This window comes from Streptomyces sp. NBC_00400 (assembly GCF_036048035.1).
In the GTDB taxonomy this organism is placed as follows: Bacteria; Actinomycetota; Actinomycetes; order Streptomycetales; family Streptomycetaceae; genus Streptomyces.
Genome location: NZ_CP107940.1, coordinates 1,437,217 through 1,458,143 on the forward strand (window position 1 = coordinate 1,437,217; position 20,927 = coordinate 1,458,143).

General features: G+C 66.5%; 19 protein-coding genes and 3 pseudogenes. 13 read left to right on the forward strand and 9 right to left on the reverse strand.

Going from position 1 to position 20,927, the window contains the following annotated elements:
- Positions 1-375 precede the first annotated feature (375 nt).
- The gene (locus OHS81_RS06415) at positions 376-1,737 is read left to right on the forward strand and encodes an NAD(P)H-dependent oxidoreductase (RefSeq protein ID WP_328383251.1); all 1,362 of its coding nucleotides are present in this window, start codon (positions 376-378) and stop codon (positions 1,735-1,737) included.
- Positions 1,738-2,193: 456 nt separating this feature from the next.
- Here OHS81_RS06415 and OHS81_RS06420 read toward each other — a convergent pair whose 3' ends face one another.
- Complete coding sequence (locus OHS81_RS06420; RefSeq protein ID WP_328383253.1) at positions 2,194-3,234, reverse strand: ParB/RepB/Spo0J family partition protein; 1,041 nt, start codon at positions 3,232-3,234, stop codon at positions 2,194-2,196.
- A gap of 1,199 nt (positions 3,235-4,433) precedes the next feature.
- Here OHS81_RS06420 and OHS81_RS06425 point away from each other — a divergent pair.
- From OHS81_RS06425 to OHS81_RS06440, 5 genes and pseudogenes are all read left to right on the forward strand, one after another.
- On the forward strand, positions 4,434-4,913 hold the full coding sequence (locus tag OHS81_RS06425; RefSeq protein WP_328383254.1) for a helix-turn-helix domain-containing protein: 480 nt from the start codon (positions 4,434-4,436) through the stop codon (positions 4,911-4,913).
- Positions 4,914-5,161: 248 nt separating this feature from the next.
- Positions 5,162-5,527 carry a hypothetical protein gene (locus OHS81_RS06430; RefSeq protein WP_127154751.1) on the forward strand — a complete coding sequence of 122 codons (366 nt, stop codon included), beginning with the start codon at positions 5,162-5,164 and terminating at the stop codon, positions 5,525-5,527.
- On the forward strand, positions 5,512-6,753 hold the full coding sequence (locus tag OHS81_RS06435; protein ID WP_328383257.1) for an MAB_1171c family putative transporter: 1,242 nt from the start codon (positions 5,512-5,514) through the stop codon (positions 6,751-6,753). The genes OHS81_RS06430 and OHS81_RS06435 overlap by 16 nt, the downstream gene beginning before the upstream one ends.
- Positions 6,701-6,901 (forward strand): thiamine-binding protein, encoded by a 201-nt coding sequence (locus OHS81_RS37375; protein ID WP_443058662.1) that lies wholly within the window; start codon positions 6,701-6,703, stop codon positions 6,899-6,901. Before OHS81_RS06435 ends, OHS81_RS37375 begins: the two co-directional genes overlap by 53 nt.
- A 148-nt stretch (positions 6,902-7,049) precedes the next feature.
- Positions 7,050-7,292: pseudogene (locus OHS81_RS06440) on the forward strand (IS630 family transposase); the annotation flags it as partial.
- 42 nt (positions 7,293-7,334) lie between these two features.
- Here the strand turns inward: OHS81_RS06440 and OHS81_RS06445 are convergent.
- Complete coding sequence (locus OHS81_RS06445; protein WP_328383259.1) at positions 7,335-7,706, reverse strand: winged helix-turn-helix transcriptional regulator; 372 nt, start codon at positions 7,704-7,706, stop codon at positions 7,335-7,337.
- A gap of 92 nt (positions 7,707-7,798) precedes the next feature.
- Between OHS81_RS06445 and OHS81_RS06450 the strand changes: the two genes are divergently transcribed.
- The 4 genes from OHS81_RS06450 to OHS81_RS06465 all read left to right on the forward strand — a co-directional run bounded on the left by OHS81_RS06450 (position 7,799) and on the right by OHS81_RS06465 (position 10,972).
- The gene (locus OHS81_RS06450; RefSeq protein WP_328383261.1) at positions 7,799-8,638 is read left to right on the forward strand and encodes an SDR family oxidoreductase; all 840 of its coding nucleotides are present in this window, start codon (positions 7,799-7,801) and stop codon (positions 8,636-8,638) included.
- 518 nt (positions 8,639-9,156) lie between these two features.
- A complete protein-coding gene (locus OHS81_RS06455; protein ID WP_328390943.1) occupies positions 9,157-9,870 on the forward strand; it encodes a hypothetical protein in 714 nt (237 codons plus the stop codon).
- A gap of 211 nt (positions 9,871-10,081) precedes the next feature.
- Positions 10,082-10,351, forward strand: a complete 270-nt coding sequence (locus tag OHS81_RS06460) for a hypothetical protein (protein WP_164492826.1) — start codon at positions 10,082-10,084, stop codon at positions 10,349-10,351.
- Between the two features lie 357 nt (positions 10,352-10,708).
- Entirely contained in the window at positions 10,709-10,972 is a 264-nt protein-coding gene (locus OHS81_RS06465) for a hypothetical protein (protein WP_328383264.1), read from the forward strand.
- A 301-nt stretch (positions 10,973-11,273) separates the two neighbouring features.
- Here OHS81_RS06465 and OHS81_RS37380 read toward each other — a convergent pair.
- A pseudogene (locus OHS81_RS37380) lies at positions 11,274-11,348 on the reverse strand (3-oxoadipate enol-lactone hydrolase); the annotation flags it as partial.
- Positions 11,349-11,643: 295 nt separating this feature from the next.
- Between OHS81_RS37380 and OHS81_RS06470 the strand changes: the two are divergent.
- Positions 11,644-12,033 (forward strand): annotated as a pseudogene (locus OHS81_RS06470) (DinB family protein); the annotation flags it as partial.
- A 531-nt stretch (positions 12,034-12,564) separates the two neighbouring features.
- Positions 12,565-12,939 (forward strand): hypothetical protein, encoded by a 375-nt coding sequence (locus OHS81_RS06475; protein WP_328383266.1) that lies wholly within the window; start codon positions 12,565-12,567, stop codon positions 12,937-12,939.
- Between the two features lie 311 nt (positions 12,940-13,250).
- Here OHS81_RS06475 and OHS81_RS06480 read toward each other — a convergent pair whose 3' ends face one another.
- Genes OHS81_RS06480 through OHS81_RS06505 form a run of 6 tightly spaced genes read right to left on the reverse strand, consistent with a single transcriptional unit; the run spans position 13,251 to position 18,985 of the window.
- On the reverse strand, positions 13,251-13,838 hold the full coding sequence (locus OHS81_RS06480; protein WP_328383268.1) for an O-methyltransferase: 588 nt from the start codon (positions 13,836-13,838) through the stop codon (positions 13,251-13,253).
- 32 nt (positions 13,839-13,870) lie between these two features.
- Positions 13,871-14,641, reverse strand: a complete 771-nt coding sequence (locus OHS81_RS06485; RefSeq protein WP_328383270.1) for a sulfite exporter TauE/SafE family protein — start codon at positions 14,639-14,641, stop codon at positions 13,871-13,873.
- A complete protein-coding gene (locus OHS81_RS06490) occupies positions 14,638-15,165 on the reverse strand; it encodes a hypothetical protein (RefSeq protein WP_328383272.1) in 528 nt (175 codons plus the stop codon). The genes OHS81_RS06485 and OHS81_RS06490 overlap by 4 nt, the downstream gene beginning before the upstream one ends.
- A gap of 3 nt (positions 15,166-15,168) precedes the next feature.
- Positions 15,169-16,947: an FAD/NAD(P)-binding protein gene (locus tag OHS81_RS06495; protein WP_328383274.1), complete on the reverse strand. Its 1,779-nt coding sequence runs from the start codon at positions 16,945-16,947 to the stop codon at positions 15,169-15,171.
- A 13-nt stretch (positions 16,948-16,960) separates the two neighbouring features.
- Complete coding sequence (locus tag OHS81_RS06500) at positions 16,961-18,256, reverse strand: pyridoxal phosphate-dependent aminotransferase (protein ID WP_328383276.1); 1,296 nt, start codon at positions 18,254-18,256, stop codon at positions 16,961-16,963.
- A 9-nt stretch (positions 18,257-18,265) separates the two neighbouring features.
- On the reverse strand, positions 18,266-18,985 hold the full coding sequence (locus OHS81_RS06505; RefSeq protein ID WP_328383278.1) for an iron-containing redox enzyme family protein: 720 nt from the start codon (positions 18,983-18,985) through the stop codon (positions 18,266-18,268).
- Between the two features lie 1,008 nt (positions 18,986-19,993).
- Between OHS81_RS06505 and OHS81_RS06510 the strand changes: the two genes are divergently transcribed.
- A complete protein-coding gene (locus OHS81_RS06510; protein WP_328383280.1) occupies positions 19,994-20,704 on the forward strand; it encodes a hypothetical protein in 711 nt (236 codons plus the stop codon).
- Positions 20,705-20,927: the final 223 nt, after the last annotated feature.

Sequence of the window (20,927 nt, forward strand, 5' to 3'; positions counted from 1 at the left end):
CCACCACATTCCGCGGTGCTTTGCCGACTGTGCGCGAGGGGCGTCCGGCATCGATGCGGTGTGCTTTCACGACGGTCGTGCGGTGTACGCGCTCTCGCACACACGCGACCGATCGGGGCGATGTTGCCCAGCTTCGTGCCACCGACCTAGCCTCGCGCTTCCATGATGCTTCGACAGGTATCGGAGATTCGCCATGCTGGTGCACGCCACTTTGCCGAAGGGTGCGGCGCTCATCGAGCAAGAACGGCCGGAGGCTGACCGTGGATCGCCCGGCCGCTCCGTCCGCCGGTTCCGGTCCTCGAAGTGCTCGCGTCCTGTGCACGGGCCCGCGTTCGGGGCGTCGGGGTCGAAGCCGGACGCCGAACGCTGCGGCGCGTGGCCCGGACGCCGCGCGAGCGCCTCGTACGCGCTGCGCCGGCCCCGGTCGGCCGCGGTTTCGGCAGGCCGCCGATGATCATCGTCGACACCGTGCTGCGCCGGCGCGCGCAAGAGGGCCGGCCGATCCGGGTCGGCATGGTCGGCGCCGGCTATATGGGACGCGGCCTGGTGCGGCACATCTCCACCTCGGTGGCCGGCATGCGGGTGGCGGCAATCTCCAACCGTCATGCGGCCCACGCCGAACGTGCCTACACCGAGGCGGGGTTGGCGCACGTGCGGGCCGATACTGCGGGCGCGATCTCGGCGGCGGTGGCCGGGGGCCGGCCGGTGGTCACTGAGGACGCGTTCGCCCTGATCGCCGCAGAGGGCATCGACTGTCTGGTGGACGTCACCGGCGCGGTGGAGTTCGGGGCCCAGGTGACCGTCGCCGCCATCGAGCGAGGGCTGCCGGTGGTGACCATGAACGCAGAACTGGACTGTACGGTGGGCCCGTTGCTCGCACACCGTGCCCGCACGGCCGGGGTGGTGCTCACCGGGGCGGACGGTGACCAGCCCGCGGTGCAGGCCAATCTGCTGCGGTTCGTGCGCAGTCTGGGTGTGAGCCCTCTGGTGGCCGGCAACGTCAAGGGATTTCAGGACGAGTACCGCACACCCACCACCCAGCAGCCGTACGCCAAGCGGTGGGGCCAGAACGTCCGCATGATCACCAGCTTCACCGACGGGACGAAGGTCTCCTTCGAGCAGGCGATCGTGGCAAACGCCTTCGGCTTCACCGTGCCCCGGCGCGGCATGTACGGACGCGACCACACCGGCCATGTCGATGAGTTGACCGGGATGTACGACGTCGACGAACTGCGTGAGTTCGGTGGCATCGTGGACTACGTGGTGGGCGCCAAACCCGCCCCTGGTGTGTATGTGCTGGGCACCCACGACGACCCGGCACAGCGCCAGTACTTGGAGCTGTACAAGCTCGGCCGGGGTCCGCTGTACAGCTTTTACACGCCCTACCACCTGTGCCACTTCGAGGTGCCGCACACCGTGGTGCGCGCCGTGGACTTCGGCGATGCGGCACTGACCCCGCCCGCAGGCCCCCGCGTCGACGTGGTGGCCACGGCCAAGCGGGACCTGCCTGCCGGCACGGTGCTGGACGGAATCGGCGGCTACGACAGCTACGGGGTGGCTGAGTCACATGCTGTGACGCGCGCCGACGGACTGCTGCCGATGGGCATCTCCGAAGGCTGTGTGCTGCGCCGTGCCGTCGCCAGGGACACCGTGCTCAGCTACGCCGATGTGTCCCTGCCGTCGGGCCGGCTCGTCGATGCCCTGCGCGTCGAGCAGGACAATCTGTTCGCCGTCTGACCCGAGGTTTGGCGCGGGCCTCGCCGGGCGGCGGGCCTGTGCTGCCCGGTCCCCGCGGCTGTGCCGCTACCGGCCAAAAGGCCGTCGGCGAAGTCGATTGCCTGACACGAGCCGGATCAGCTCGTGTTCGGGACTCGTGCCGCCGGCAACACCGCCGTCCGGAGAGCTCGTTGGCCGATGCCGTCCGCGACCGGCATCGCGCGCAACCGCTGGCCGTGCGGTCCTCTCTCGGTCCCCTCGTGAGCCTGGCCTGCCCGTCCGGCCGGTTCTGCGCAGCGCGCCTTGCGCCGGGAGGTTCACACATGGTCAGCAGCGCCCAGACACTCACCGCGTCTACGCGGCGAACTCTGCTGCGGCTCAGCCCCTCGCCGGAAGGAAGCGGCTGCAGACACGGCCCGTGCCGCTGCGATACCGGCCAGGCTGCCGGGACGTGGCCATCAGGCTCAGCCCGACTCCTCATCCCAACGCTTCATGACTGCTGGCTTCAACCTCCCTCGCCAGACGCAGCCACTGCTCGGCACACACCCGCGCGGCCTGGGCCACCGCTGCAGCACGATGTCCCGGCACACCGGCAGCCAGCCTGCACCACTTGCTCTCGTCCACAAGGGCATGGGTCCTCAACAGCTGCGCCAGGCAACGGCCCGCGTCTGTCCGCATAGAGGGGTCCTTCGCGATCTGGCGCAGTACGAAGTCGAGGTCGGGCGGTGAGGTGTGCAAGAGGGCATGGCTAGGATCTGCCGGCCTCTCGTCGATGCCGGTTGGCCCGGGTTGAGTCCGGGCAGCACTACGCAGCCTCGGTGGCAACGGGTCCTTTCCGGCACGCACCCGGTCCCGTACATCTTTCGCCGTGGCGAGGCTGACCCCGGATTCTTCGGCAACCTCCTTGAGGGTGCTGCCAGGCTTGGCGGCAAGCAGCCGACTGGCGCGTATGCGGCCTTCGGCCGGATTGAGAGGCCGGGAGCGTCCGTCCCTGCCCACCCGTTTGGTCAACTGCTCAGGTTTTTCCGTTGAACGGGGCCGCATAGCTGCGACGCTGCTGGCTGCGAGACCGGTAACGGCGGCGATACGCCGGTCCGACCACTGCGGGTGAGAGGCAATGATCCGTGCCGCTGCACAGGCACGGTCGGCTCGGCTCAACGGCAGGCCGTGCGCCGAATTCAGCTCCACCGCCAGGACGAAGGCGTCTTCCTCATTGCCTTCGAAGAACTGAACCGCGATGCGCTCTTGGCTTCTGAGCGCGGCAGCCCGCAGGCGGTGCATGCCGTCGACAACGCGCATCGTCGACCGGTGCACGACGATGGGCGGTAGCGGTGCATCCGACTCAGCAAGCGCCTCGACATGCCTTTCGTCCTCTCCCGCAATCCTTGGCGAGTGAGAGGGAAGCAACGAGGAGGTGGGCACCATCGCTGCCGGTTTGCGGGCTGAGTCATATCTGTGATCAAGACTGATCAATCCGTCAGCGATCGGATGGGTCACTTGGAGGGGCAGGTAGGACATGTCGTCACCTCACCCGAGAGTGCATCCTGTTGCCCGCCTGCGTGACCTGAGGTCCGGCAGTGAGCCCTGGCTCATGCCGAGAGGACGGGAGACCGGACAGTCCGGCGAGCACGGCCGACGGCGGGGAGACAGAAAGACGTAATCGTACCGTCAGCAAGGCCCAAAATCCCTTCGTCACGGATTCTCGATGTACGTGCAGATGTACGTGCAGGGACGCGCGCCACTGGTTGAGTGCAGATCCCGGCCCCGCAGCGAAGCGCTCGGCCGGTCGTCGCAGACACGCGCTCACGGCCGGCGCCGAAGAGGCGAGCGCGGCGTGCTTTCCGCTCCGGACAACGGGATGTCATTCGCCGTTCGCCCGGCCTCCGCCAGGCCGAGCAGCAGACGTTCCACGTTCCCCAAGAGCTCTTCACACGGCCGTGGTTTGCGGTGGTTGAAGCATCGCCGAAAGAACAGGGCCTGGGAGCAGGCAGATGAGGGCAACGTGCAGGTCCGGGCCAGGCGACGACGCCCCCCTTCCGGGCTCCGTCTCGCGGACTCCGTCACAGCGGGCAATCGACCGGCCACGACGGCACCGGGCTTGCGTGCTGACGTGGGATCTGCAACGTGCCGTGGCGCCCCGGGACTTTGCCTTTCTGTGTCACGCCGTGGAAGTTATCGACGGCCCAGCAGGACCGTCAACTGATATGACACCAGGAACCAGCCATTCGTTCATTCCAGTTGTCGATGGGCGGCGGGACGTCTCCCTGCCAGCGGTTGCGTCCGTGGTCCGGGGACTTTTGGGGTGGCTGCAGCACCACCGGCCGCCGCATCTGCCCGATGCTGCGGCAAGCCGCCAGAAGGCAGCCGCCCAGCCCGCCCTGTCCATGCACCCGGGGCCCTCGCTCACACCTGGGCCGAGCCGGCCTGCCCCTGCAACCGCCGATGCCGCACCCCTCCACGGTGGAGGCTTCGCGCGTGACGCCCTGAGGTATTCAGAGCCGCCACCACCGCCGCAGACTCCAGTCCGTCCGGGAGCGGCTCAGTAAAGCCGCCGCCCGGGCACCTTGGCGAACAGCCGGACGCCTCCTCACATGCACAGCAGACCGTTCGTTGGCAGCCGAGGCGAGCGCCCGGAGGGGTGTGCCACTTCTCGCGCATGCCGTCTTCGGGCACGATGGAGGCAGCCCAACACAGGTGCCTTGCATAGGGAGTCGGCGATGAGCGGCCAGGAGGGCATCACGCCCCGGCAGCGTTTGACAGTTGCGCAGAAGCTCGACCACTTGCTCAAGCTGCATGCCAAACCGGGCAATGATGACAAGCCGTCCTACAAGACGATGGCAGCGGAAATCGCCGCGCAGTCGGGCGAGACGTTCTCCGGCGCGTACCTGTGGCAACTGCATCGCGGAGAGCGCACCAATCCGACCTTGCGGCATCTCAGCGCTCTGGCAGCGTACTTCGGTGTATCTGTGTCGTACTTCATCGACGATGACGTGGCCCGAAGTGTGATCGTCGAGGAAGACCTGGCCCGCCGTGAACTGGACAGGTCCATGGCCGAGGCCGGGGTGAGCGCGGTATATCTGCGCGGCGACCTCACGGCGCTGTCCCCAGAGGGGAAACGGATGGCCGCGGACATGATTCGCCAGATCCGTGCGCTGGAGCAAGGTCCGAAAAAACCTCCGTCCCCGCCACGCGCATGAGCCCGCCCGGCGACAGGATGCGGCTCGGTTACAAGGTCATATGTCCTCCTGCCCCGACGATCCCCGGAGATTCGACTGAGATGCGCTGGAGGCGTCTGCGCCGCCGTTGCCGCAAGGTGATCGGCGGCATCCCCTGGCCAGAGCCTTTTTCTGCGGAGGAATTATGTAGCCGGCTCGCGGGGGAACGAGACCGGCCGCTGCATCTGCTTCCGTTACCGACGCCAACGGCCCCCGGCACCCCATCGGGCATGTGGCTGGTCACCGAGCGCGGAGATTACATCTTCTACGACTCGCAGACCAGCCTTCTGCACCAAGAGCACATCATCGTGCACGAGATCGGACACATGGTGTGCGGCCACCGGTCAGCAGGTGATGACCAGCAGCTGTACCGGATGATCGACATCGCGGACCCGGAGTCCATCCGGCAAGCACTGCCCCGCATCCGGTACTCCGATGAGCAGGAACAGGAAGCAGAGATGATGGCCAGCCTCATCCTGGAGGCTGCCGGCCGCATTCCCGCCCCAACTCTGCCCTCCGGAATGCTCAGCGGGCTGGAGTCCGCCATGGGACTGCGGACGGCCCGGCATCCAGGAGCATCATGCCGCCGTGGGTAGAGACCGCCGGCATATCCGCGCTGTGGGGCGTAGCGGTCGCCCGCGCACCACAAGGCATCCGTGACCGGGAGCAACAGCCCTTATGGTTCGCCACCCTCATGATTGCACTCGCGATGTCGACGCACCTCGAACCCGTCACCGCTGCGCTGGCACACGTGGCCCCGAACGCGCACTGGATCGACATGATCACGCACATCTTCGGCATCATCGATGCAGCCGCAGTGTTCTGGTTCATCTGCGGAGCCGCAGGACGACACCGCCACACCACCCTGGTGTTCGGTGCCGCGATCACAGTCATCACCATGCTCGTGATCCTGGACACCGGCGCTCCCCCGCACGCCCGCAACATAATCACCCCCTCATCGACGACCCCAAGCGTTCCGGACACCTACTGGTGGCTCTTCTTCTCCTTTCACCTGGTCGCAGACAGCATCTGCGGATTCGTATGCTGGAGTTACGGCCGCCCCGGCACACCGCGGTTACTGCGCTACGGATTACGCCTGTTCGCCACCGGCATGCTGCTGGCAGACCTGCTGTGGGTTCTCAAACTCGCATACCTGCAGACACGCTCGGCAGCCATCGCCCCACTGTTCTCGCCCCTCACCGGCATCGAAGCCCTGTTCATAGCAGTGGGGGTGGCCCTTCCCGTCCTGACTCAGGCACGCGACCGCCGACGCGGCAGGAGGTCCTACCGAGCGCTTGCCCACCTGTGGACGGACCTCACCACCGCCACCCCCGATGTCGTCCTGGGACCGACGCGGCACTTACAGCGCATGATGATCCCACTTCAACTCCGCCTCTACCGGAGAGTGATCGAAATTCGGGACGCGATGATCGTGCTGCGGAACTACGCCACCCCAAGCGCGCTCCACCTGGCACACCAACACATCAGCACCCCGTCCGTCCCCTCGCACCTCCGCGACGCTCACATGACCGCCTGCTGGCTCACCGCCGCCCTCCAGGCGAAACGCAACGGAACGCCACCACACCCCCAGACGGCTCATCTCGCCGGCCCCAGCACGAACGACCTCACCGACGAAATCAAGCACCTTCTTCAGATCGCAGAAGCCTACAAGTCGCCAACTGTTTCTTCTTACAAAGAGTCACTTATCGGAAGGCCACAACAAGCGGAAAACAACCATGCCCCTCCCCTCTTCGCTCACCCCTGTGAAAATGGAGGCGAGCGTCGCCGACGGCATCGCCGACACCGTGAAGATCATTCATGAAACCGGCCCACCCGCACGGTCGGACTCCATGCACACAACGATCGAGGACGAATGGCACGACGTCATGGACGCGCCCAAGAGGGCAACTGACACCATCACCACAAAACACCCTCATCCAACTCATCACCAAAGCACACATCTGACCTGACACACCCAACCCACTAAGCCGACCCGCCGAGGAGAGACGGATCAGCCGTCCGCCGCGTCTGCCTGGGGGCACCGTGCATCGCGGTGCTGATTCCAAGCGGACGTAGACACGTCGTCCGCGCCAAGGAGATGTAGATATAGCCCGCGTGTTCCACCTGCACTTCGCCCCGACCGGTTCGTCCTGGCTGAACCTGGTCGAGCGGTGGTTCGCCGAGCTCACCTGCAAGAAGCTCCAGTGCAGCGTCCACCGATCCGATCCCGCCCTCCAACGCGACATCCGCGCTTGGATCAAGTACGGGAACACCGGCCCCCGCCCCTGCGTATGGCACAAGGCCGCCGACCAGATCCTCGACAGCCTCGCCGGTTACTGCCGACCCATCCACGCAGGTCATCAGGTCACGCTGGATTCGCCTTCGAGGCCGGCCGCTACCGCACTATCCCTGGCTGCGCGGCGGTAGCCGCTGTGTGATCCGGTTGAACAAGTCCGTCAGCGGTTCGCCGACCTCCTGACCGAACTCAGTCAGCCCGTAGGTGACTTGGGGCGGCGTCGTCGGCTCGACCTCCCGCCGGACCAGGCCGTCCTTGACCAGTGCGCGCAGGGTCTGAGCGAGCATCTTCTCGCTGATGCCCTGGATGCTGTCGCGCAGCTCGTAGAACCGAAGGTCGGTGCTCCGCAAGGCGATCAGCACCCAGATGCCCCACCTGCTGGTCACGTGGTCCACCACGTCCCGCGCGGGGCAGTCGGTGTGAAACACCTCATACCTCTGGCCCACCTCGGCCTGCGTCAGCTGCGCGCCTTCCTTCATGTCCGGAGCTTACCTCTGGGTATGTTCTTACGAAAAGTAAGCCCTCCTCCTAACGTCAACTGCCGTAGTGCACAACGGACTAGGAGCTGAACATGATCGTGGTAACCGGGGCTACCGGAAACGTGGGCCGACCTTTGACGCGGGCCCTGACCGAGGCGGGCGAGCAGGTGACAGCGGTGTCGCGGCACGCGGCGACGGTGCCGGACGGCGTCCGGCACGTGGCGGCCGACCTGGCCGAGCCGGCGGGCCTCACGCCCGCGCTGGACGGGGCGAAGGCGCTGTTCCTCCTGCTGTCCGGCGACCTGCACGCCCCCGGAGCCAGGCCGGCCGACATCATCGGCCTGGCCGAGGCCAGTGGGGTCCGCCGGATCGTCCTGCTGTCTTCGCAGGGCGTGGCGACCAGGCCGCTCGGCCCGTCGCGGGTCGCGATGCGCGCGCTGGAGGACGCGTTGCGGGAGTCCGGCCTGGACTGGGCCGTCCTGCGGCCGGGCGGCTTCGCCTCCAACGCCCTGGCCTGGGCGGAGTCCGTCCGCACGCAAAGGGCGGTCGCGGCGCCCTTCGGCGACGTCGGGGTACCGGTCGTCGACCCGGCGGACATCGCCGAGGTCGCGGCGGCCTGCCTGCTGGACGACCGGCACACCGGCGGGGTGTACGAGCTGACCGGGCCAGAGGTGATCACACCGCGTCAGCAGGCAGAGGCCATCGCCGCCGCGCTCGGCTCGCCGGTGCGGTTCCGCGAACTCACCCGCGACGAGGCCAAGGCCGCGATGACCCAGTTCGTGCCGGCGGAACTCGCCGACGACACCCTGGACATCATCGCCGCCCCGAACCCGGCCGAACTGCGGATCAGCCCGGACGTGGAACGAGTCCTCGGCCGCGCCCCGCGCCCCTTCAACGGCTGGGTCGCCCGCAACATCGCCGCTTTCCGCTGAGGCACAACTCCGCTGAAGCGCCCGGCAGCCTCGTGCGGCTTCGGCTTCGGCTTCGGCAGCGGCAGCGGCAGCGGCTGCCGGTCCACCGGTATGCGGGCATCGTGGCCGGGCCGTTCCTGCCGAACGCCGCCGGGACGGCGATCCATCAGCTGCGGTGGGCTCACGAACGCATCCGGACTCGACTGACCGTGCCCAGAGCATTCATTCCGGAGTGCCGGCGCGCGGCATGAACGAGGCCGGAGCCCAAGTCGAAGTATCGGCACGTACAAAGCCCTGTGCTTGGCCTAGAGGTCAAGCACAGGGCTGGTGACCTGAGTCGTTGATACCTCGCCAGTCGCCGGCGAGGTATCAACGACTCAGGTCACCAGGACGTGTCCGATGGGTCGCGTGGCTTCTTCCCCTGCTCACACCCGTGTTAGCCGATTATTAGTGGAACGGCAGTTTCTCGATAGCGGCCCGGACCAGAGTGGGTGACGTACCGAGGAGACAACGACACCGACTGCCCCCGGGGGCCTGAATTGCGCTCCAGCACCACTGCCCGCACCGCCCGTCGCCGCACCCTGCGCATTGCCGCCGCGGCCCTGACCGCAGCCGCCGGCCTCACCCTGACCGCCTGCTCCGGCTCGGACGCCGCCGACGCGAAGTCCGCGGGCCACACGAGCACGAGCTCTGCCACCGCCGAGTCCACCCCCTCGGGCCGGCCCGGAATTCAGAGCTCTGACGGCAAGGAGAGCCCCGTTGCAGAGATCGGCACCAAGTCGGTCGCTGCGGGCAAGCAGTCAGGCGGCGCGCAGTCCGTCAGGGCCAGGACGGGAACCCCGGTCCGCGCCCAGACCCTGGTGGACGGCAGCACGGCCAAGATCTACGGCCTCGGCTCCCAGCGCTACCGCGCCGAGATCGTCAGCGACGGTTCGGTCGTGGCCACGATGGAGACGACGGGGCAGGACGCCGACGCCGGGCTCGATGCCAACGGCATGTACGTCGTGCTCACGGTGGGCGGCGAGATCCACTCCTGGATGGGCGGCGAGCACCAGGGACCGGGCACCTTCAAGCTCGCGGGCGGCTGGACGGCCAAGGTCACGAAGGCCGGCGAGCTGCGGTACCGCGCGCAGATCACCGGCTTCGAGGGCGTGGCCGCCACGTTGGAGACGAAGGGGCACGACGTGGGGGTCGACGCCAACGGCGTGTACATCGTGCTCAGCGCCGGCGGTGTGGTCAGCGCCCACACGTAAGGACCCGCCCGGCTGTGGCGGTGCAGCCACCTCCGGCGGGGCAGCCCCACCGCCACAGCGACGGAAGCAATCTGCGCCTCACACACACCATGCGTGGCCCACTGCGTGCATCAAGCCTGGTGAACGACGCACAGAGCAGGCGGCTTTGGCCGCGGTGTCGCTCCAGGAGAGATGTTGCGGAAAAAGATCTGAAAACACGATGGAGGAATTCATGAAGTCCTTGCGCACTCGTATCGCTCTCGGTCTCGCCGTGGGTGTCGCGGCGGTCACTGTGCCGCTGACTGCCACGGCCGCCTTTGCCGCCGGCCCTCCGCCCGGTGACGGCTGGCAGCCGGTCGGTGGCGAGTCGTTCGACTCCTGGCAGAAGTGCTATGACCAGATGCAGAGTGACCTTTCACAGAACCCCAAGTACCACGAGGCCACCTGCGTCAGCGACCCCCAGCCCGGCCTCCCCAACTTCTACTCGGAGTGGATGCGCTGAGCTTGTTCTTCATGGTCTGACCTCGCACGATTCCCCGAACCTGATCGCCCGTACGAGGATCCTGGGGACGTGAACACGGCCTTCGTCTGCTCTTGTGCGCCGACCAAAGAGGCACATGACCAGCACGAAGGCCGTGGGGGGAATGCGTCTGCTGCAATCCGGCGTCCGGCGGGAAGCGCTCACCGTGGCGTCACACTTCCGGGCGACCTCGTCGACTGCCAGACGCGCAGGGGCTGCCCGCGCGCCGGAACCGGCCCTGATTCCCCGACAGCAGATCTTCGGAAACGCCCGCATACGCACCTGCGATGCCGCGTGCCTGTCCCACGGCTGGTGGCACAGGCACTTAAATATCGGAGCATGACTACAGAGCCGCAGCGCTTCACGATCTTGTTGGTCCCCGAACACGTTGTGGACAGCGGCGGTGCCTCCGTGGAGGACTCAGCCGTCCGATCGGCGGTCGTCGAGGCGACAGGCGAGTCGGGCGCCTCGGGCTACCCCCGCTACGTCGGACACGGGATCGTGGCCGACATCGACCCCAGTACGCGCACGGTCGAAGCGATGCTCGTCGATGGTGCAGAGCTGGACTACGGGCTCACCGCCAGGGTCACTGCCGCTTCCTGATCGCGGCGTCGTTAACGGACGACTCACGGTTACCCGGAGGGGTTCTCCACCCATGGCGACGCCGCAAGGCCCGCTACCGCCTCGACGGTCGGTCCGGACTGCCGGGTGGCCGTGGTCGGTGGCCGCCGGCACGTCCAGGTCCTGCACGATGCCCCGTTCTTCGGCCTTTTGGTGCGGCAGGACAGGCCAGAGGCGCCGGTCGGAAGCGGCGAGCCCGAGGACAAGCGGGCCCCGTCAAACACCGCACAGCGCGACCCATGTCCTGGACGGCCTGGACCGCACAAGACGCGGTCTGCAACCGGTGCCGGGTGGTCCCGAACGCGGCGCCCGGTACGAGTACGGGGGCGTCGTCGGGGCCGTCGATCCGGTGCTGCAGGGTCTTCTCACTCGCCCGGCCACGCTACCGGCTCTCCGACGCGGTCCTGACGCCCGGTCAGGAAAGGCCCTCGGGGCATGGCCCCGACCGCCCCCGAAGCAGGTTACGCGCAGGTCAGAGCCTCACCGTCGCACCGTGGAGGCGCCGCGGACGACCCGGCGCCCCGGCCCGTCGCAGCCCGCCATGATCCGCCGGTACGGATCTGGTACGGATGCGGTGCCTTGAGAGCTGGCCCCGCACAGATCAGGTGGTCGACTGCGGACAGCGGATGGTCGTCGCCTGATGCGGACAAGGCGCCGCAAAGGCCGACGACGCCCCCCAGCCGCAGGTGCGCACAGCCGCGGTGCCGTCGGGCACGAACCTGCTCGGCCTGCTCAGCCACCTGACGTTCGTCGAGCGCGCGATGTTCCCCGGGGACGACGTCACCGACTGGCCGGCGACGTTCCACGCCGCACCGGCGGACAGCGTCGCCGATGTCGTCGCCCGCTACCGAGACGCGGTCAAGCGCGCCAACGACGTTCTCGACGGGTGCACCGATCTGGGCGCACCGGTCCCCCGGCCGAGGCCGGACCGCCCCGCTCCCAGCATCCGCTGGGCGCTCACCCACATGATCGAGGAGACCGGCCGGCACGCGGGCCACGCGGACATCCTCCGCGAACTCATCGACGGCACGACCGGCCGCTGATACCGCGTCGACCGTGTCTCTTGGGCGGGGACGCCGCCCACCTCCACTCACAGGAGCCCACCATCATGCACACCTACGACGTCACAGTGACCACCTCCGCCTCGCCGGACATCGTCTGGAAGCTGCTACGAGACGAGCCGGCTGTGGGGCTGGGTGATGCCGCGCTACCTGCAGAAGTTCATGCAGGGCATGGCGGAGGGGCTGGCCCGCTACGCCGAGGAGTGCAAACCGGCTCAGTGATGCCTGCGCCGCAGCGCGCGTTCAGCCAGGGCCCGCCCGGGCATCCAGGCTGCTTCGCCCCCGGACGTGTCACACCCAGGAGACGGTACGCCAGGGGCGTTCCGCATGGGTGGCCAGCACTCGATGTGCGTGGAGCATTTCCGTGTACTCGTCGCCCCGGCGTGGGCGTTGAGTCCCGGCAGCGCCGTCCGGCTCGCGTGGCATCCCTGTCACCGTCAGGCACTTATGCCACAACTCATCCGTTGTTTATGGTGACTTGAGACCGCAGAGCGCGGTCGAAGGGAGATCTTCATGCCTACGCAGACCAGCAGCGCATCGCGCAACCTTCCTCGCTTCGAAGACGCAGAACCGCTCGGCCCGCAGGACGCGGAGTTCGCCAACGACATCAAGGCCGTGCTGGAGAAGCACGGCAACCTGGACCGGTTCGGCCTGGTCCTGTTACACGACCACTTCTCGGTCGACAGCGACGAGGTGCCCGTCGAGACGAACGACCCGCAGGCCCGCACACTCCACGTCAAGGTGGAGAAGAAGGCAGAGACCCAGCACGCCCAGCCCTCGCAGTGGAGGTTCGTCGCGGACTCCGAGGGGACACCCACCGCACAGAGCGACAGCACCCCCTACGAGGTGCTGATGCTGTGCCTGACACTGGCCTGCGAACGCCGCTGAGGCCGGACAACCCCGGCTGACACTCCCGCACACAGGGGGAGGGCTGTACACGCTCCCACGGGTACAGCCCTCTCTGTGCTTCACCCGACGCTGGACCGCCTACGCCCCGAGAAGTAGCCGCACCTCGGCGGCTTCAGCCCCGGCTTCCGCCGCATCCCGTGGCACAGACCAGACCGGCGGCCGTTGCCTCCGACGACGTGGTGATCACGGCACGCAGCCGCGCGCCTGGGGTTCATGGGCGTTGCCGTCGAAGCATTCCGCGACGTGCTCGGCGTCCCCGACCGGGTACGCCCTCGCTCCGCGCCGGCCCGCTACGCGTCCTCCTTCAGGATCACCAGCTCGCCCTTGCCGATCGGCGAAAGGGAGCTGAGGTAGCCGTCCGAGGCCGTGACCAGCCGGTTGAAGTCTTCCATCTGGTGCGCGTGGGAGGTCGCGTTGTCGACCACGAGCAGGTGGCCGGGCGCGAGGATCCGCTGTAGCGAGGGCCACCAGCCGGCGTACTGTCCGCGGTCGCTGTCCAGAAAAATGAAGTCGTACTCACCCGCATCGCGCGTGGCGATGAACCGGCCGGCCTCGTCCTCGATCTGCTGAATGCGGGGGCGGAGCCCGGCACGCTGAAAGTTCCGCTCGGCCATCGCGCGCTTGTCAGGCGCCTTTTCGATGGTGGTGACCGAGCCGTCCTCGCCCACGGCGTCGGCGAGCCACAACGTCGAGTAGCCGTTCGACGTCCCGATCTCCAGCACCTTCTCGGCCTTGGAAGCCTTGACAAGTAACGCGAGGAACACACCGGTGTCGTGCGTGATGTTCAGCATCTTCCGGCTGCGGTCGTCCGTCGCCGCATCGTTGGTACTGCCGAATTCCTCCAACTCACCCAGCAGTTCGGCAAGACGGTGTTCCATGGCGATTCCTCTCCTTGCTTCATGAAGCCTCATCAGCCGGCCAGACTCTGTATCGCGACGTACAGGCCGAGGAGCAGCAGGGCGACACACAGTACTGTGCGGAACTTTTCCTCGGAGATCCTTCGGCGAATCCGGTTGCCGGCCGACATCCCGAGAAACGCCGGGGCCAAGGCGGCGGCCGACATGACGCCGAGGTTCATGCTGAGCAGGTCCTGCGTCCGCAGCGACCATGCCAGACCAACGGTGGAGAGCGTGAAGAGGATCCCCATGCTCTGCACCAGTTGGTCCCGCAGCAGCCCGATGGACTGCAGGTAGAAAACTCCTGGGACGGCTGACGATCCGGTCATTCCGGTGAGGAAGCCGTTGGTGGCTCCGAAGACCACACCCGCGGGGTGGTGCCACCATCTGTCTCTGATGTTCACCCGGAGCTTGAACAGCCCGAGCAACCCGTACACCGCGAGCCCCAGGCCGAGCAGTGCGGACATCACGTCCGCCCGGAAGTAGCTCAGTGTGAATGCGCCCGAGACGGTGAAGACCGTGGCGGCCAGGAGGAACGGCCAGGTGAGCCGCACGGCTTCCCGGCCGTGACCTCCGCGCGACGCCTGGAGGACGTTGGTCAGGAACGTGGGAATGAGAATCAGCGCCTTCGCGGGGTGGATCCCGACCGTCGCCGCGAGAATCCCGAGAACGACGGGCGGCAGGCCGAGGCCGGTCAACCCCTTGATCAACCCACCCGCGAAGAACGTCAGAACAATCAACGTGACGGTGGCCACGTCGAAGGAGAGCAGGGCCGTGTCGGTCAAGAGTTGCGGCCACTCCGCGGGTGCGCGCTCTCCACGCCACGGGAGGCGAAGCACCGCAGTGCCGTCACGACGTCAGCTTGCTCCTCCGCGTCCAGGACCTCGGGCTTCTCCTGTTCGAAGTGATCGGCGAGTTTAATGATGTCGCTCTTGCGATCCTCGATGTAAACGGCACCGTCCGTGACCTGCGTCGCGGTGCGCTCGGCGAACTGCCCCGCGATGTCCTTGGCGGCCCGGACGAAGTTGATGTCGAAATCGCCGATCTGCAGGAGGACATAGCGTGAAGGCGTTCCGACAGGTGCTCCGTTGACGAACCTGTGCTTGCTCGGGTGGGGAACCTGGAACACCTGATCCCGGTGGACGGTGAATACCTCGTCCGTATCGGGCAGCTCGATCGTGATCTGCCCCCGTGAGCAATACATCATGTCGGACACTTCATTATGGAAGTGATAGGGGACAGCCTTGTGGTCGAGATTGAACAGGCTGACCCGCAGGCCGTCCTGATAATGGAACTCTTTCATCTCCATGGTTCAGCTCCCTGTCTCGCTGGTGACCAATCCGGGACCGTCGACGGCTACGGAGCGTGCGGTGACGGCCGCCGCGACGTCCAGCCACTCGTCGGCGACCCACTCGGCCGCCTCGACGAATGCGCCGGCAAAATTGTGTTCGTGCTGCCAGAACCTGACGGGCGAACCGTAGGAGGTGAGATACGGCGACGGAACACACCCGCCGCCCGTCCGCTTCATCACCCGATACCCGCCGTCAGCATCGAGCGCGATACCGCCCGTGACATATCCCCCCTCCTCATGCGGGACGATCTCGCCCCGCCTCAGAAGGTTCTGCACCAACGGTGACGGATGGTTCTCCATGCTGAAGTCCTGCCCACTGGCGCGGATCACGCAGTCCGCCCGCAGGGTCGACCGTCCGCCCTCGTCGGACCGGTAGGTGATCCGGAACTCGCCGTCCTCCCCCACTGCTGTGCGCGGCGCGTCATAGCCCTGCCTGACGGTCGTCAATATTCCGGCGTCCATCACAGCAAGAAGCTTCTCCGCGTTTGCGGACGGCATCGGCACGGCCGTCCGAATGAAGTGGGTGTCGAGCAGACGGTCATACGCCGCCTTGTCAGACGGTTCGAGCTGGTTGTAGAAGCGCATCCTCCGCGCTTTCAACACAATGGTGTGGACGAGGTTTCCGGTGTACGAGTCCCGGAGATCACTCGCGAGCTTTTCCCTGGCGGAGTGATAGCGGGGGTTTTTGATGTCGTTCCATCCCACTGCCCCCTCGGTTGCCCGGCGCAGGTCCTGGTCCAAGAGCTCCAGAATGCGCTCGATCTTCAGATGCCCTTGGTGATCGCGCCGGATCTCCGCCAGGCGCTCCTCAGTGAGATGGTGCGGCTCGTACGGTACGAGCGGCCCCCGCACGGGAGGGAAGAACCCGCAGCGCGATCCGGCGACGATGTGCAACGGCTCTTCGCCGGCCTGCGCCGCCGGCTGGTACGACGCGACATGACCGTCGTCGGTGTAGGTGAACTCGCCGTCACCACACAGGGTCATGATGGCGTCGATACCGCTCGGGCCCATCCCCTGAACGAACACACAGGGCCGCTCGCCGCGTGCGCGCCGCGACCGGATGCGTTCGGCGACGGCCGCTTTCACCGCGTCCGGTGGATAGGGCACCATGACGTATCCACTCTCTCCGGAAAGTGGGTCGGTCGCCTTGGACTGCCAGTGCCCGGTACTCAGCAGGACGCGGTCGATCCCGTCCACCGTGAACTCGTGGTCGGTACCGAGGCTACGGAGGGACAGGGCGAAACCCTGCTCCGTTGCGTAGCCGTCGACGGCCTCGTGGCGCACGTACTGCTGAACGTCGATGCCATGTGCACGAGCCCGCTCGACGGTCTCCTGAAACCGCTTCTCGAGGTACAGGCCGAACAACGCACGCGGATAGAACTCGCCGTTTTCGGGCTGCCACTCACTGAGCTCGACTCCGGGGTGGGTCTCCCGGACCATCTCCGGATAATCCGTAATGAGCCATGGTTTGCTCGCGGCCAGCCACTCGACGAAATCATTGCCGTGGATCCCCATGGTGCTCGCCTCGTTGTTGCACCGGTGCGCAAGCTGGACGTTGTCCTTCGCGTAGGGATATCCCGGCCCGCTCACCGGCCCCCGCTCCACCGTGACGATCGTGACGGCCGAGGGGGAGAGCGAGGGCCTACGGCATGGATCGGTGAGTCGTTGCACCACATGCCACAACGCGCAGGTTCCTGCGAAACCCGTGCCCACGATGCAGTAGGTGATGCGTCCCCTCATCTTGGCATTCAGGTCAGGACTCCAAGCGTGTGAGGGCGCGCCTGATACGTATGCCGGCCTTGCTCACGAGCGCACCCGTCCGGCCGCAGTTGATCCGTACGAGGTGATCGAGGAAGTGGCCCTCCGCGAAATGGCTGCCGCAGATCGTGGCGACCTTCGCCTCCTCCAGCAGAAACTGATCGGCGCTGCTGTAGCCCTGCTTCTGGTAGGCGTCGGCGTAGCTCGAAAAGTCGACGAAGAGGAAGTAGCCCCCTTGGGCAGGGCTGATCTTCAACGAGGGGACGGCTTCGAGCTCGCGCAGCATGGTCTGGAGATTGGTGCGTGCGGTCTTCGCTCTGGCGGTCGCCACCTCGTCCATTTCCGGCTGCAAGGCGACGTGCGTGGCGACCTGCCCGTAAGTGGACGCGAACGAGGTGATGTTGACCTGTGCGCGCGCCGCCGCGTCCACGATGTCCGGCGGGCCGCACAGGTAACCGATCCGGTCGCCGTGCATTCCGTACGTCTTGCCGGGCCCGGTCACTGACAGCGTCCACGGCCGCATGGAGCAGCGGCTGCCGTCGGGGAGCGGAACGTCGATGGCGGCAAACGTCTTGGCGCGGTCCCCCACGATATGGGCCTCGTAGGGAGAGTCGAACAGGACATAGACGGGGCTCTCGCCGCGGGACTCGCACCGCACATTGTGCCGGGCGATGACATCGGCCAGCGCCGACAATTCCGCGGTCGAATAGACCTTGCCCGTCGGGTTGATGCAGTCGCCGAGCACGACAATCTTGGTTCGCTCCGAGAGCGCTTCCTCAAGAGCCGGCGCCGTGAGGCCGTCGTGTGCCGTGACCAGGACGGTCTTCGGGATGGCTTCGTGCAGCCGCACCATGTCCGAGTAGTGCGGCCAGTTGGGCACGGGGATCACGACTTCGTCGCCCGGGTTCAGCAAGGCATGGAAGATTACCGAAATCGAACCCTTCACACCGCCCGGCGTGACCATGATTTCACGGTTCGGATCGTACGCAATTCCATGGAGGCGGGCCACACGCGCGGCCACGGACTCCAACAGGAACGGAAATCCTCTGACGGGCGCAAAGGCATGAATCCTGTCGGATTGCTTCTCCACGAACTCGATCACACCTCGGTCGATCCGGGGATCGGTCGGTGTGTCCAGCGCGCCGATGCTGAGGTCGATGATCTGGTCGTCCTCAGGGAGCGCCTTGTTGAGCGCGACGATCTTCGCTGCGGTTCCGTGAGTCACTGAATCTGGAATGCTCAGGACGGCATCGGAAATTCCACGATTTTTCTGCACGGTCGGCCGAGTCACCTCTCCCCGCTAGGAATTCAACTTGCGGACGACCTGGTGCATCGCGTTCCACATTTCCTGTTGTATCTTCAGCGTCTCGTTCGCGCCGTAGGCGATCTCGGCGACGTCGGCGTCGGTGCGGCAGTTGTTCTGGACGCACTTCTTCGCATCGGCGGCGTGCCGTTCCTCGACGCCCTCATCGCCGACGTGGACGTTGAAGTAGATCTCGACGTTGTTGACGAACTCGGCTTCGGCCTGCTTGTTGTTGCTGTTGCGGAACGCCGTACGGCAGACCTGCAGCATCCTGTCGGCGTGGGACTCCAGGGCCATCGCGACGCCCAGCATGCGGTGATAGTTGGCGCCCAGCAGCTCCCGGGTGCGCTCGCGGTACGCGAACGTCTCCGGGATGACCAGGTCGCTGTTGCGCGCGTCCTTCACGAGTAACGGCGCCAGGCCGAACTCGATCTTCCCGTGCAAGTTGTGGGCGTTCTCCATCAACACCTCATGGCAATGGGCGGCCTCGCCGTTCCCGGCCTCCTCGTTGAGGATGTAGGAGAACAGGACCAGCGTGTCCCGGTCATCGTTGACTGCCGCCTGCGCACACACGTGGGCGATACCTTTGACCGTGCCCTCGGTACGCTGGAAGAAGTTCGCCCGGTGGAATTCATAGGTGTCGCTGTTCCATGGCGAGTTCTCCAGGAACTTGAAGTACTCGTTGTCGTAGACCGGGTGCCGGTCCAACTCGTCCATAAGCGAAGTAACTTGATCGTGAAGTGCCGTTGCCATGCTTGTCGCCATCTTGCTTCACTCCAGTTCACGCAGGTGTGGATCGCGGTCAATAAGATGGTCAAATTGACGCAACGATCCACTGGATAGATGCCTTGAGACGTCTTCGATTGCACTTGATCACTATCACGAGCCATCGTGGCGGCCCTGCCGACGAACTGCGGGAGTCACCCCGCAAATTCACTCATCTCGCACCATGAGAATTTTCGCGCCCGAGGAAGGTCGCTTCATTCCACGGACGGGAGAGAGTTACTCGCTCCCCCGCGCACCACACTGCGCCGCGAAGAGCTGAGACCCGGAATCGGACAGGACCGAAAAAACCTACAGAACTTCCTCCTGATGAAGGCAGAAGAATCGCTGAACGTAAATCCACCCTCCAGGTGAGCCACGATGACCACCCCGGCGTTCGGCCGTGCTCCATGATTGCCTAAAGGTTGATTCGGGAACAGTCTTTACCGGCCACTTGTCGAGAGCCGGACCACTACCCATGGTCACGGTTTCGTTACTCCACCGGGAACGTCGGTGCGGGGTAACGGATGGCCACGATGGTGCGGAAGGGGCGCCTGCGGCAGCACTGCCCCAGGAAGAACCGCCCTCCGAGACTCCGGAGCGCCGGGTACGGGGTCATGGCATGACGGCGAGGTCCTGGGGCAACCGGCCCTGCATGACCGGAAGTCATAGTCGGCTTGAAGTAGGCAGTCCGGTCCCGGGAGATCGCGTCCACTTCGGACATCAACTCTGGTGCCACGCCGACAAGACGCCTTCGGACCCCCCTGGCTGCGATGAGCAGCTGCGCGCTTCCCAACTGTGCGGCGTCGTGCTGGCACTTGGGACTCTCCTTGGCGTCCTTCCCCTGCTCATACGCGGGTTAGCCGGGTGTTAGCGGAGCGGCAGCCGTGCGCTAGTGGCCCCGATCAGAGTGGGGGACGTACCGAGGAAACAACGACACCGACCGCCCCGGGGAATCCGAAAATGAGCTCCAGCACCACTGTCCGCACCGCTCGTCGCCGCACGCTGCGTATTGCCGTCGCGGCCCTGACCGCGGCCGCCGGTCTTACCCTGACCGCCTGCTCCGGCGCGGACGCCGGCGACGCGAAGTCCGCGGGCCACACGAACGCGCGCTCGGCCGCCGCCGAGTCCACCGCCTCGGGCTGGTCCGGAAAGCAGGGCTCCGACGCCAAAGCGAGCGTGAAGGCGGGCGTCGCGGACAAGCAGTCGGGCCAGCAGCAGTCGGGCAGCGCGCACGCCGGGGCCGGTGGCACGGCGGCATCCCCGGTCCGCACCCAGCGTCTGGCGGACGGCATCAGCAAGGCCGAGATCTCCCAGCTCGGCGACCAGCACTACCGCGCCAAGATCGTCGCCCGCGGTTCGGTCCTGGCCACGCTGGAGACGAAGGGGCACGACGACGGGCTCGACGCCAACGACATGTTCGTCACCCTCACGCTGGACGGCCAGGTCCACTCCTGGATGGGCGGCGGACACCAGGGACCGGGCACCTTCAAGCTCGCGGGCGGCTGGACGGCCAAGGTCACAAAGACCGGCGAGCTGCGCTACCGCGCGCAGATCATCGGCCACGACGGCGTAGCCGCCACACTGGAGACGAACCAGCACGACGTCGGGCTCAACGCCAACGGCATCTACCTCGTGCTCAGCGCCGGCGGCGTGATCAGCGCCCACGCGTAAACACCCGCCCGGCCGGGATACCACGAGGTGTGGTGCGACGGCAGCGAGACCGTCATGTCCCTCTACAGCCGCTGACCGCACTCCACCCGGCGAGAACCCGTCCCGCCGGCACAGAGCCGGAAAGTCCGCTGCCCCGGTGTGTCACACCGGGGCAGCGGACTTTCCGCTTCCCCCACCCGCCGACCGCAGGATCCGGCCCCCCAGCGGGAGTCCCAGCGGCCGG